Origin of the sequence: Rhodanobacter thiooxydans (genome assembly GCF_021545845.1) — a bacterium.
Lineage (GTDB): Bacteria > Pseudomonadota > Gammaproteobacteria > Xanthomonadales > Rhodanobacteraceae > Rhodanobacter.
Window position 1 is genome coordinate 1,155,919 of sequence record NZ_CP088923.1, and the last position, 12,206, is coordinate 1,168,124.

The 12,206-nt window shown below is 69.3% G+C and carries 8 protein-coding genes and 1 pseudogene; 5 read left to right on the forward strand and 4 right to left on the reverse strand.

Annotated features, from left to right (window positions below):
• Positions 1 to 63 precede the first annotated feature (63 nt).
• Complete coding sequence (locus tag LRK53_RS19205) at positions 64 to 186, forward strand: hypothetical protein (RefSeq protein ID WP_255324890.1); 123 nt, start codon at positions 64 to 66, stop codon at positions 184 to 186.
• 24 nt (positions 187 to 210) lie between these two features.
• Here LRK53_RS19205 and LRK53_RS04940 read toward each other — a convergent pair.
• From LRK53_RS04940 to fucP, 4 genes and pseudogenes are all read right to left on the reverse strand, one after another.
• Positions 211 to 2,184, reverse strand: a pseudogene (locus LRK53_RS04940) (M1 family metallopeptidase).
• 26 nt (positions 2,185 to 2,210) lie between these two features.
• Positions 2,211 to 3,437: an AGE family epimerase/isomerase gene (locus LRK53_RS04945; protein WP_027493309.1), complete on the reverse strand. Its 1,227-nt coding sequence runs from the start codon at positions 3,435 to 3,437 to the stop codon at positions 2,211 to 2,213.
• On the reverse strand, positions 3,434 to 4,414 hold the full coding sequence (locus LRK53_RS04950; RefSeq protein ID WP_027493310.1) for a carbohydrate kinase family protein: 981 nt from the start codon (positions 4,412 to 4,414) through the stop codon (positions 3,434 to 3,436). Before LRK53_RS04950 ends, LRK53_RS04945 begins: the two co-directional genes overlap by 4 nt.
• Position 4,415: 1 nt before the next feature.
• Positions 4,416 to 5,753, reverse strand: coding sequence for an L-fucose:H+ symporter permease (gene fucP / locus LRK53_RS04955; protein ID WP_027493311.1), 1,338 nt, complete (start codon positions 5,751 to 5,753; stop codon positions 4,416 to 4,418).
• Positions 5,754 to 5,908: 155 nt separating this feature from the next.
• Here fucP and LRK53_RS04960 point away from each other — a divergent pair, with 155 nt between their 5' ends.
• The 4 genes from LRK53_RS04960 (at position 5,909) to LRK53_RS04975 (ending at position 12,188) form a co-directional block, all read left to right on the forward strand.
• Entirely contained in the window at positions 5,909 to 8,230 is a 2,322-nt protein-coding gene (locus LRK53_RS04960; RefSeq protein WP_027493312.1) for a GH92 family glycosyl hydrolase, read from the forward strand.
• Between the two features lie 101 nt (positions 8,231 to 8,331).
• Entirely contained in the window at positions 8,332 to 10,107 is a 1,776-nt protein-coding gene (locus LRK53_RS04965; protein WP_081666651.1) for a sensor histidine kinase, read from the forward strand.
• Positions 10,104 to 10,550 (forward strand): response regulator, encoded by a 447-nt coding sequence (locus LRK53_RS04970; RefSeq protein WP_027493314.1) that lies wholly within the window; start codon positions 10,104 to 10,106, stop codon positions 10,548 to 10,550. The genes LRK53_RS04965 and LRK53_RS04970 overlap by 4 nt, the downstream gene beginning before the upstream one ends.
• A gap of 66 nt (positions 10,551 to 10,616) precedes the next feature.
• Positions 10,617 to 12,188, forward strand: a complete 1,572-nt coding sequence (locus LRK53_RS04975; RefSeq protein WP_425504533.1) for a sensor histidine kinase — start codon at positions 10,617 to 10,619, stop codon at positions 12,186 to 12,188.
• The last annotated feature ends 18 nt before the right edge of the window (positions 12,189 to 12,206 follow it).

The window sequence follows — 12,206 nt, forward strand, 5'->3', positions numbered from 1 at the left end:
GGAACCCGGGCGCGCAGGTTGGAACGACGCTTTCCGAAGTTTCGCGGCAGGCGACTGTCAGTCGTGGTGAACAACCTCGGCGACCGCCGCTACGTCGGTTCGGTAATCGTCAACGACAGCAACGGGCGCTACTTCGAACCGGGTCCCGGCCGCACCTGGATGCTGGGGGCGCGGCTGGTTTTCTGACGGGTCGTCGACCGGGGCGCGCGGCTATTTCACCTTCAGCGTGTCGTTCGAGCGGTCCGCTTCCGGCAGGGCATGCAGCGGGTCCAGTGTGGCCGACACCACCTTCTGCGTGCCGGCCACGCGCACCACGTACTCGCGGTGCTGCTGCCAGGTCTCGACCGGCACGCGCAGGTCCCGCGTGTTGCCGTCGGCGTAGGTCACCCGCAGCGTGGTGGGCAGCACCAGCTAGCCGAGGTTGGCGATGGTGACTTCCGCGCCATGCGACCAGTGGCCGTCGATCGGCGCGATCTTGCGCACGGCCATGTCGAACTGCCAGTTGTGCTCGTACCAGCCGCGCCAGAACCAGCCCAGGTCCTCGCCGGTCTCGCTTTCCATGAAGCGGAAGAAGTCCGATGGGCTGGGGTGCTTGAACGCCCAGGTGGCGATGTAGCGGCGCAGCGCGGGGTCGAAGCGCTCCGGCCCGACGATCTGCTCGCGCAGCAGCACCAGCCCGAACGCGCCCTTGAAGTAGCTGATCGGGTGGCGGTACTTCTCCGTCATCATGTCGGCGCCGTTGATCAGGACGGGCGCGGCGGGGTCGGCGATGACTTTCGCGATCTCGTCGGCGGGGTTGCCGCCGCCGGGTGCGTACTCGCTGTCGCGCTTGGGGGCGTACTCGCCGTTGTTGAAGGCGTAGTCCTCGTAGACGTCGATGAAGGTGTTGAAGCCCTCGTCCATCCACGCGTCGCGGCGCTCGTTGCTGCCCACAATCATCGGGAACCAGCTGTGCCCGATCTCGTGCGCGATCACCATGTGCAGTTTGCTGCCCTTGGCCAGCTTGTGGTCGAAGGTGATGCCGGGGTACTCCATGCCGCCGGCGGTGCCGGCCTCGTTGATCGCCACCGGCCATGGGTACGGGTACCACTGCCGCGAGAAGTACTCGGTGGCGGCCTTGAGGTATTCGGTGGCGCGGCCCCAGGCTTCCTTGCCGCCGCTTTCGACGGGGTAGACCGACATCGCCAGCGCGGTCCTGCCCTGCGGCAGGTTGATCCGCGCGGCGTCCCACACGAACGCCTTCGAGGCGCCGAACGCCACGTCGCGGGTGTTCTGCATGCGGAAGTGCCAGGTCAGCGTGCCGCCCTGTTTCGGACGGCTGGACGGCTGGGCGACTTCTTCCAGTGTGCGGATCATCACGGTGGCGTCGCTGCGGCGCGCCTGCTCCAGCCGCTCGCGCTCGGTGCTGGTCAGCACTTCCTGCGGATTCACCAGTTCGCCGGAGCCGGCCACGATCATCTCGCTCGGCACGGTGATGGCGTAGTCGAAATCGCCGTACTCGAGATAGAACTCGCTGTTGAGGTAGGGCGCGGTGTCCCAGCCGCGCAGGTCGTCGTACACGGCCATGCGCGGGTACCACTGCGCGATCTCGAAGATCTCGCCGTTCTGGCTCGGGTTGACGTCGGTGCGGCCGCCGAACTCGCCCGGCACGGTGTAGCTCCAGGTGACGTGCAGGCGCAGGTTGCCGCCGTTGCCTTGCAGCGCCACCGGCAACTGCACCTGCATGCGCGTGTCGGAAACCAGCCACGGCACCGCCTGCCGCTTGCCGTGCGCGTCCTCCAGCTCGACCGTGGCGATCCGGTAGCCGTCGGTGAACTCGGTGGGGAACTTGCTGGTGAACGCGCCGCGGGCGTCGCGCCGATAGCGGTTCTGGTCCAGTTGCAGCCACAGCACGTCGAGCGCGTCGGGGCTGTGGTTGGTGTAACTGATCACCTCGCTGCCGCGCAGCTGCCGGGTGGCCGGGTCGAGCGTGGCCGTGATGGTGTAGTCGGCGCGGTTCTGCCAGAACAGCGGCCCGGGCTTGCCGCTGGCCGAGCGGTAGGCCGTGGCCGGCTGCGGGTAGCTGTACGGCGCGAAGGCTTGCAGCGGGTCGAACTTCGCCGCTGCCGGTGCCGGCGCAGCCGTGGCAGCGGCGGCCAGCAGCAGGGTGGCGCTGGCGGCAAGCAAAACGGCGGGCTTCTTCATGCGGTGCCTTGGGCAGAGGAAACGGGTCACGGCCGGCCACCGGCACGCAGCAGCGCCAGCACGTCGTGGCAGGCGCCCATGGTGTGGTAGTCGGTCTTGCCGGCCGGGCTTTTCTCGTCGCTGAGCTTGCGGTTGTCACGGCTGAGGATGCGGTACCAGGCGCCGTGGCGGTGGTCGACGAAATGCTGCCAAGCGTAAGCCCACAGCTTGCCGTACCAGTCGTCGTAGAGGGCTTCGCCGGTGTGCGCATGCAGCCGTGCGGCGGCGGCTAGCGATTCGGCCTGCACCCAGAAGTACTTGTCGTCGTCGCACACGCTGCCGTCCGGCGCGAAGCCGTAGCAGATGCCGCCGTACTCGCTGTCCCAGGCGCGCGCCAGCGCGGTGTCGAACAGCTGCCGCGCGGTGGGCAGCAGCCAGTCCTCGTCGTAGCCGTGCCGGCGCAGCAGCGGCTCCAGGGTCAGCAGCAGCTTGGCCCATTCGGTCTGGTGGCCGCTCTGGAAACCCCACGGACGGAACAGGTGCTTCGGGTCGTCGCGGTGGTAGTCCCAGTCGATGGCCCAGCGGGCGTCGTAGTGCTCCCACACCAGCCCACCGGCCTTGGCGGCCTGGCGGCGGGTCATGTGGTCGGCGAGGGTGTAGGCGCGGTCGAGATAGCGCGCTTCGCCGCTGGCCTGGTAGGCGGCCAGCATCGCCTCGCACATGTGCATGTTGGCGTTCTGGCCGCGGTAGCCGCTGAAGTGCCAGGCCGCGTCCGCCTCGTCGCGGTACAGGCCGGCGGCGTCCTCCCAGTAGTGCTGCTCCAGCAGGTGCCAGGTTTCGTCCATCCACGCGGCGGCCTCGCCGATGCCGGCCTTCAGCGCGCTGGCGTAGGCGAGCAGCACGAAGGCCACGCCGTAGGCATGGTTGGTGCGGTCCTCCGCCTGCCCGTCGCGGATCGTCCAGGCGTAGCCGCCGGTGTACGGGTCGCGGTGCACCTCGCGCAGGTAGCGCAGGCCGTGGCGCGCCGCGTCGAGGTACTCGCGCTGAAGTGCCGCATCGTCGCCGAACTCGATCGCCGCCATCGCGTAGTTGAAGACGAAGCGGGTGCTGCTGACCAGGTGCCGGTGGTTGCGCTCGTAGACCGTGCCGTCGTCGCGGAAGTAGTGGAAGAAGCCGCCTTGCGGGTCGATCGCGCGCGGGTGGTAGAACGCCATCGTCTGCGCGATGTGCCCGCGCAGGAACTTGGCGGCACGGAAGTCGGGGGCGTGACTCATGCCTGTTGTTCCATGAAGGCCAGCACCTCGGCGCCGCGCGGCATGGCGGCGAACGAGCCCCGGCGGGTGACGGTGAGCGCGCCGCAGGCGGCGGCGAAACGCAGCATCGCGTGCAGCCGCGGCATCGCGGCGACCAGGCGGTCGAGCCGGTCCGGGCCGGCTTCCAGCTCGGCCAGGCAGCACAGCAGGCCGCCCATGAAGGCGTCGCCGGCGGCGGTGGCATCGACCACGGCGACCGTGTAGCCGGGCAGTTCGCCTTCGGCGTCAGGGTGGAACCAGCGCAGCGGTTGCGCGCCGTCGGTCACCAGCACCAGCCGGGTGCGGCCCTGCCACAGCCGGTCCAGCGCGGCCTGCTCGCCGTCCGGCGCCAGCCAGGTGAATTCCTCGGCGGAGAGCTTCACCACGTCGGCCAGATGCAGCGCCGGCCATACCAGCGGGTGCGGATCACTGCCGGCCGGCCACAGCGCAGGGCGCAGGTTGAGGTCGAAGCTGACCAGCGCGCCGGCGCCGTGCGCGCGCTGCATGCCTTCGCGGGTGGTGGCGGCCAGCGCCGGGTCGGTCATGCTGTTGGAGCAGACGTGGAACACGGCAAGCTCGCGGAAGGCATCCGCGCGGAAGTCGGCCGGCCGGAACAGCAGGTCGGCGCTGCGCTCGCGGTAGAAGGCGAAGCTGCGTTCGCCGTGGGCGTCCAGCGTGACGAAGGCCAGCGCGCTGTTCGCCGCATCGGTGCGCACCACGTCGGCGGTGCCGACGCCGGCCTGCTGCAGGCTGTCGAGCAGGAAGTCGCCGAAGCGGTCCGTCGACAGCATGCCGGCGAAGCGGGCATCGCCGCCGAGCCGCGCCGCGGCGACCGCCACGTTGGCCGGCGCGCCGCCGGCGAACGGCACGAAGCTGGCGGCGAAGCCGCGCGGGTCGAGGCCGTCGGCGTGCAGGTCGATCAGTGCCTCGCCGAAGCACAGGATGGGCCGTGTCGGCATGTCAGTGGATTTCGCTGGCGTCCGCTGCCGGGATGCTGCGGATGCGCGAGCCGCGCAGGCCGTAGAACACGATGTACAGGTAGCACAGCAGCGGCAGGAAGAACGCGTGCTGCAGGCCGATATGATCGGCGAACACCCCTTGCAGCGGCGGGATGATCGCGCCGCCCACGATGGCCATGATCAGCAGGCTGGACGCCTTGCTGGTCATCGGCCCCAGCCGCTCGATGCTGAGCGCGAAGATGGTGGGGAACATGATCGAGTTGAACAGGCCGATCGCGATGATGCTGTACATCGCCAGCGCGCCGCTGCTGGATATGGTGGTCAGCACCAGCAGCGCGTTGATCGCGGCGAACAGTGCCAGCAGCTTGCGCGGCGAGAACTTCGCCATCAGCGCTGAGCCGACGAAGCGGCCGACCATCGCGCCGCCCCAGTACCACGAGACGTAGCCGGCAGCTTGCTGCTCGCTCAGGTGGCCGATCTCGGGCATCGACAGGTAGTTGACCATGAAGCTGCCGATCGACACTTCCGCACCGACGTAGAAGAAGATGCCGAGCACGCCGAACAGCACGTGCGGGTGGCGCAGCACCTCGGCAAAGCCGTGGCGCGCGTGGTCGTCCTTGTCGGTGGCCTCGCTCAGCGCCGGCAGGCGGAACAGCCAGACGAAGGCCGCCAGCAGAAACAGCACCACCGCCAGACCAATGTACGGCCCCTGCACCGCCTGTGCCTGCTGGGTGTCGTAGAGCAGGCGCTGCGCCGGTTCCAGCACGGCCAGTTCGTCCGGGCTTTTCACCACGTTGGACAGGATCAGCAGGCCGCCGAAGTAGGGGGCCAATGCGGTGCCGGCGGAATTCAGCGCCTGCGCCAGGGTCAGCCGGCTGGAGCTGGTCTTCTCCGGGCCGAGCAGGGCCACGTACGGATTGGCCGCCACCTGCAGCACGGTGATGCCGGTGGCCAGCACGAACAGCGCGGCGAGGAAGGCCGGGTACAGCTGCAGCCCCGCGGCCGGCCAGAAGCCCAGCGCGCCGACGCCGGCGATCGCCAGCCCGGCCACGATGCCCTTCTTGTAGCCCAGCGCGGCGACCAGCTGGCCCGCCGGCAGCGCCATCAGGAAGTACGCGCCGAAGAAGGTGAACTGCACCAGCATCGCCTGCGCGTAGTTGAGCTGGAAGATCGACTTCAGGTGCGGGATCAGGATGTCATTGAGGGAGGTCAGGAAACCCCACATGAAGAAGATGGTGGTGAGCACGCCCAGCGCCGTCGGATGGCTGGTGTAGGGTTCGTGACCGGCGCGGTCCGGCGCGGATGCAGGCGGGGAGGGCGGTACGGTGGCAAGGGCCATGGCGGTATTCCGGTTCGCAAGTGGCGGAAGGTGGACGGACCGATCGACGGCGCCGCGCCGCCAATGTAACCGTTTTCACCGCCGCACCGATCGCGCGCCGCAACATGTCGCCGGCGGTGTTACCTTCAGGCTTCCGTCCCTCGCCGAGGTCTTCCATGCCCCGCACCATCACGATGCTGCTCGCCCTGCTGGGACTGATGGCCGCTGCGCCCGCGCTGGGCTCGCGCGGGCACGCGGCCGACGTCGATCCGCGCATCGGCACCGGTGGCGACGGCCACACCTTCCCTGGCGCCACCGTGCCGTTCGGCATGATCCAGCTCTCGCCCGACACCGCGATGCCCGACTTCAAGCACGGCTACAAGTGGGCCGCCGGCTACCAGTACGGCGACAGCAGCATGCTGGGTTTCTCGCACACGCACTTCTCCGGCTCCGGCCATTCGGATCTGGGCGACGTGCTGCTGATGCCGATTGCCGGCGACGTGCGGCTGGAGCCCGGCGACCCGACCGCGCCGGGCAGCGGCTACCGCTCGCGCTTCTCGCACGACAGCGAGGTGGCGCAGGCCGGCTACTACGCGGTCACGCTGAGCGATTACGGCGTGCGCGCCGAACTCACCGCCGGGCGCCGCATCGGCTGGCACCGCTACACCTTTCCGGCCGGCAAGCCCGCGCACCTGCTGCTGGACCTGCGCCCGAGCATCTACGACTACCCCGGCAAGGTGCTGTGGGCCAGCCTGCGCGTGCATGCCGACGGCAGCGTCACCGGCTGCCGCAGCACCCGCGGCTGGGCGCCGGGGCGCGAGCTGTGCTTCGCCATGCGCTTCTCCGCGCCGATGACCTCGCGCGAGCTGTACAACCGCGAGACCGACATCACCTACAAGGGCTTCAAGGGACCGGGCCATCAGGCCGAGGACCGCGACGCGCAGGACGGCCGCGCGCTGGTCGGCGTGTTCGACTTCGGCCAGCTGCACCAGCCGCTGGAGGTGAAGGTGGCGATCTCGCCGGTGAGCGAGGCGAACGCAGTCGCCAACCTGGACAAGGACGGCGCGGGCTGGGATTTCGACGCGCGCCGCGCCGAGGCGAAAGCCGCCTGGGACCAGGCGCTGGCGGTGATCGACGTGGATGCGCCGAAGACCGCGAAGACGCAGTTCTACACCGCGCTGTACCACGCCATGCTGTCGCCCACGCTGAGCATGGACGCCAACGGCGAGTACCGCGGGCCGGACCACGCGGTGCATCGCACCGACGGCTTCGAGTTCTACTCCACCTGGTCGCTGTGGGACGTGTACCGCGCGCAGCAGCCGCTGATGGTGCTGCTGCGGCCTGACCTCAGCAGCGACTTCGTGCGCTCGCTGGTCGCCGCGCGCGAGGCCAGCCCGTTCGGCATCCTGCCGGTGTGGGCGTACCAGGGGCTGGAGACCTGGTGCATGATCGGCTACCACGCGGTGCCGGTGATCGCCGACGCCTACGTCAAGGGCGTGCGCGGCTTCGATGCGGACAAGGCGCTGGCAGCCATGGTGGCCAGCGCGACCTACGCGCCGTACGGCGACCTGGCCGACTACATGAAGCTTGGCTACGTGCCGATCGACAAGGAGCCGGAGGCCGCCTCGAAGACACTGGAGTACGCCTACGACGACTGGTCGCTGGCGCAGATGGCCAGGGCGATGGGCAAGACGGACGTCGCCGCCACATTCGCCAGGCGCGCGGGCAACTGGCGCCACGCGTGGGACGCGAAGAGCGGCTTCATGCGCGCGCGGCTCAGCGACGGCAAGTTCCGCGAGCCGTTCGATCCCGAGGCCGCCGGCTACGGCAGCGACTACACCGAAGGCAACGCCTGGCAGTACTCGTGGTACGTGCCGCAGGACGTGGCGGGGCTGATCGCTGCGATGGGCGGCGACGCGAAGTTCGTGGCCAAGCTCGACGCGCTGTTCGAGGCGAAGGTCGACCCCTCGCACTTCAAGCACGTCGAGGACATCACCGGGCTGATCGGCTGGTACGCGCACGGCAACGAGCCCAGCCACCACATCGCCTACCTGTACGACTACGCCGGCGCGCCGTGGAAGACCCAGGCGCGGCTGAAGCAGATCATGGACAGCCAGTACACGCCGCGTCCCGACGGCCTCAGCGGCAACGACGACCTCGGCCAGATGTCGGCTTGGTACGTGTTCACCGCGCTCGGCTTCTATCCGGTGACGCCGGCCAGCGACGAGTACGCGATCGGCCGGCCGTTCGTGGCGCGCGCCACGATCCAGCTCGGCCACGGGCGTACCTTCACCATCAGCGCCTCGCCGCTGGACGACGCCCACCCCTACGTCGGCGCGGTGACGCTGAACGGCAAGCCGCTGGAGCGCAGCTACCTGCGCCACGGCGAGATCGTGGCCGGCGGCGAGCTGCACTACACCATGCAGGGGCAGCCGGACCGCACATGGGGCGGCGCGGCGGCCGCCCGCCCGGCGGCGATGAGCCGCTACGGGCGGTGAACGCGCATGGCAACGGCGGCATGCGGATGAAACATGCCAGAATGCGGGGACTTCCTCATGGGCGCGCCGATGCGGCTGGCGACATGACAACGCGGGGCATCATGCGCTGGCGTACCGCCGGCCTGTTGCTGGCGATGCTGTTCATCGTCGGCCTGCCGTACATCGTCACGCTGCAGGGCGCGCGCGACACGGCACGGGCCACCGAATGGGTGGCGCGCTCGACCGAGGTGAAGGCGCTGGCCTACCGCATCGCCTACATGGTGCATGACAGCGAGGCGGCCAGCTACCGGCTGCTGGCGGGCGACGTGAACGCGGCCACCCACGGGCGCGCCGAGCGGGTCGGCAACGAAGTGTCGCCGCTGCTGCAGAAGTTGCGCGGGATGACGCGCGACAACCCCGACCAGCAGGCCCTGATGGGCTCGCTGGCCAGCAGCGTCAACGGCCGCCTCACCCTGATGAACCAGGCGCTGGAGCGGCTGCGGCAGGGCAACCCCGCCGGCGCGCGGCAATCGCTGCGCGATGCCGACGACCTGTTCGGGATGAACCCGCAGATCGCCGGCATCGTGCAGATCGAGGACGGCCTGCTGCTGCAGCGCGAGAAGGCGGCCGCACGGCAATCCCTCGAGGGGCGCATCGTGCTCTCGATCACCGCGCTGGCGCAGATCCTGCTGCTGGTCATCATCGTGGTCACCTCCGAGCGGCAGATCGGTCGGCGCCAGCTGGCGGAGACCCGCGAAGGTCGCGCGGTGCTGCGTTCCCAGCTGATCTTCCAGGCGGTGCGCGAGCCGATCGCGCTGTTCGACGAGAACCTCAACAGCCTGCTGGTGAACAACGCCTTCAGCGAACTGTACGGCATGGATCCGCGGCGGCGCTCGCTGCCGCTGGTGCAGATCGGCCATGGCGCGTGGAGCGACGGCGTGCTGCTGCAGCGCCTGAATGACGTGCTGCTGCGCGACCGCGAGCTGTGGGACTACGAGATGGTGCAGCGCACCGTCGACGGCATCGACCGCCACGTACTGATCAACGCGCGCCGGCTGCAGCAGCAGGACGGCGGCACCCCGGCGCTGCTGCTGACGGTCAGCGACGTCACCACGCGCGCGCTGGCCGAGCAGCAGGTGAACGAGCTCAACCATCAGCTGGAAGGCAAGGTGGCGCAGATTTCCGACGTCAACCGCGAACTGGAGGCGTTTAGTTACTCGGTGTCACACGACCTGCGCGCACCGCTGCGCCACATCGCCGGGTTCGCACGCAAGCTGGAGCAGCACCTGGACGAGCGGCTGGACGAGAAAGCCACCCACTACATCGAGGTGATCGCCGGCTCGGCGCAGCGCATGGCCGTGCTGATCGACGACCTGCTGGTGTTCTCGCGGCTCGGCCGCGGCGCGCTGCGCCTGCAGGCGGTGGACATGCAGTCGCTGGTCGACGAGGCCCGCGCACTGGCCGAATCGGGTGTGTCGGGGCGGCGTATCGTGTGGAGCATCGCGCCGTTGCCGATGGTGATCGGCGATGAGAACATGCTGCGCACGGTGTGGCAGAACCTGCTCGCCAATGCGGTGAAGTACACCGGCCACTGCGAGGTGGCGCGCATCGAGGTGAGCGTGCGCCAGGGCCGCAACGGCGACTACGAATTCACGGTAAGCGACAACGGCGCGGGGTTCGACATGCAGTATGCGGACAAGCTGTTCGGCGTGTTCCAGCGCCTGCACAAGGCCTCGGAGTTTCCGGGCAACGGCATCGGGCTGGCCAACGTGCGGCGGATCGTGGCGCGCCACGGCGGCCGCGTCTGGGCCGAGGCCGAATCGGGCCGGGGCGCCCATTTCCATTTCTCGCTGCCGGCCACCGACGCGTCCGGCACACGCACCGAGAGCAAAGCATGAACAAGAAAGACCTGCGCACCATCCTGCTGGCCGAGGACAGCCTGGCCGATGCCGAGATGGCGATGGACGCGCTGGGCGAGGCGCACCTGGCCAACCCGGTGGTGCATGTAGAGGACGGCGTGGAGTGCATGGACTACCTCCACTGCCGCGGCGCGTGGGCCACGCGCGAGCCGGGCGACCCGGCGGTGGTGCTGCTGGACATCAAGATGCCGCGCATGAACGGGCTGGACGTGCTGACCGCGATGCGCGGCGACGAGCGGCTGCGGCGGATCCCGGTGGTGATCCTGTCCTCCTCGCGTGAGGAGAGCGACCTGGCGCGCAGCTGGGACCTCGGCGCCAACGCCTACGTGATCAAGCCGGTCGACGTGGACCAGTTCTTCGACGCGGTGCGTACACTGGGCCAGTTCTGGGCGGTGCTCAACCAGGCGCCCAGCCCGGAGTGAACGGATGGAACGCTAACACCCGCGGCGGCTCCCACGGCCTACGGGTTCCAGAAACGGACAGCAGCGATGAACCCCATGCCAAGCGGAAAACCCAGGGAGACGCCGGCCATCCGGGTGCTGCAGGTCGAGGACAGCCGGCTCGATGCGGAGCTGGTGCTCGCCGAGCTCGACGCCGACCACATCGCCTATGAGGTGCGCCTGGTCGACGACGAGTCCAGCTTCGTCGCCGCGCTGGACGACTTCAGGCCGCACATCGTGCTGTCGGACCTCAGCATGCCGGGCTTTTCCGGCCAGCATGCACTGGAGCTGCTGCGCCGGCGCGACGAGGACCTACCGTTCATCTTCGTCTCCGCCACGCTGGGCGAGGAGGCGGCGATCGAGGCATTGCACAACGGCGCCACCGACTACATCCTGAAGCAGAATCCGGCCCGGCTGGCCAGCGCGGTGCGCCGCGCCCTGAGCGAGGCCTCGGCGCGCCGGGCCAGCCGTCGCACCGAGGCGGAGCTGGTCCGCGCGCAGCGCTTCGAGAGCCTGGCGATGCTTGCCGGGGGCCTCAGCCACGACCTGCGCAACCTGCTGCAGCCGCTGCTGCTGGCCGGCGACAGCCTGCAGGATTACCAGCATGACCCGCGCCTGGCGCGGCTGGGCAAGCTGGTGCGCGATTGCGGCAAGCGCGGCCTGGACATGGTGCACTCGATGCTGTCGTTCGCCAGCGGCGCGCGCCGCGCGGAACAGGTGCGGCTGGGCACGCTGTTCAGCGCGTTCGACCTGCTGATGCAGGGCAGCGTGCCGCACACGGTGACGATGGAACTGGCGATCGAAGATCCGGACCTGTCGTTCGAAGGCAACCACACCGAGTTGCAGCAGTGTTTGCTGAACCTGTGCCTGAACGCGATCCAGGCGATGCCGGACGGCGGCCGCCTGCGCGTCGAAGCCGCGCGGACGCAACTGCCGGAGGACTTCTTCCAGCCCGGTGAGTCGTCGCGGCAGTGCTGCTACCTGTGCATCAGCGTGATCGACGACGGCCCAGGCATGGAGCCGGCGGTGAAGGAGCGCCTGTTCGAGCCGTTCTTCACCACCAAGGAAGCCGGTACCGGGCTCGGCCTGGTCTCGTGCAAGCGCATCGTCACCAGCCATGGCGGCGTGATGCGGGTGGACAGCGAGCGGGGCCGCGGCAGCCGCTTCGACCTCTATTTCCCGCTGGAGGGACTGGCCGCCGACAACGGCGAGGCGGGCGACCAGGACAACCTTGAAGGTGCCGCCGAGCGCGTGCTGGTGGTGGTGGAAGAGGCCGGCCAGTTGTCCCTGCTGGCCGACACACTGGATGCCTGGGGTTACCAGGCCCACGCCAGCCAGAGCGGCACCGCCGCGCTGCAGTGGATCGAGGCCGCCGGCCTGCCCGACCTGGTGGTGCTGGACGCGGACATGAACCTGTTCACCGGCGTGCGCACGCTGGCGGCGCTGATCGAGCAGGGTTACCGCCATGCGGTGATCCTGCTGGCGCGCCCCGGCGCGACCCCGGACCTGCACGAGCTGCCGCCGCTTCCGCATCTCTATGTGATCGACAAGCCGGTCACCACCCAGCTGCTGCTGCGCACGCTGCGCAAGGCGCTGCGCGAGGCCGGCAGCGGCGGTTGATCCCGCCGTTCGTCTGGC

What these genes read in the sequence shown, in the direction of transcription:
- fucP (WP_027493311.1), bottom strand. Translation starts at nt 5,753, where the DNA reads ATGGCCCTTGCCACCGTACCGCCCTCCCCGCCTGCATCCGCGCCGGAC.
- LRK53_RS04965 (WP_081666651.1), top strand. Translation starts at nt 8,332, where the DNA reads ATGCGCTGGCGTACCGCCGGCCTGTTGCTGGCGATGCTGTTCATCGTC.
- LRK53_RS04960 (WP_027493312.1), top strand. Translation starts at nt 5,909, where the DNA reads ATGCCCCGCACCATCACGATGCTGCTCGCCCTGCTGGGACTGATGGCC.
- LRK53_RS04945 (WP_027493309.1), bottom strand. Translation starts at nt 3,437, where the DNA reads ATGAGTCACGCCCCCGACTTCCGTGCCGCCAAGTTCCTGCGCGGGCAC.
- LRK53_RS04970 (WP_027493314.1), top strand. Translation starts at nt 10,104, where the DNA reads ATGAACAAGAAAGACCTGCGCACCATCCTGCTGGCCGAGGACAGCCTG.
- LRK53_RS04975 (WP_425504533.1), top strand. Translation starts at nt 10,617, where the DNA reads ATGAACCCCATGCCAAGCGGAAAACCCAGGGAGACGCCGGCCATCCGG.
- LRK53_RS04950 (WP_027493310.1), bottom strand. Translation starts at nt 4,414, where the DNA reads ATGCCGACACGGCCCATCCTGTGCTTCGGCGAGGCACTGATCGACCTG.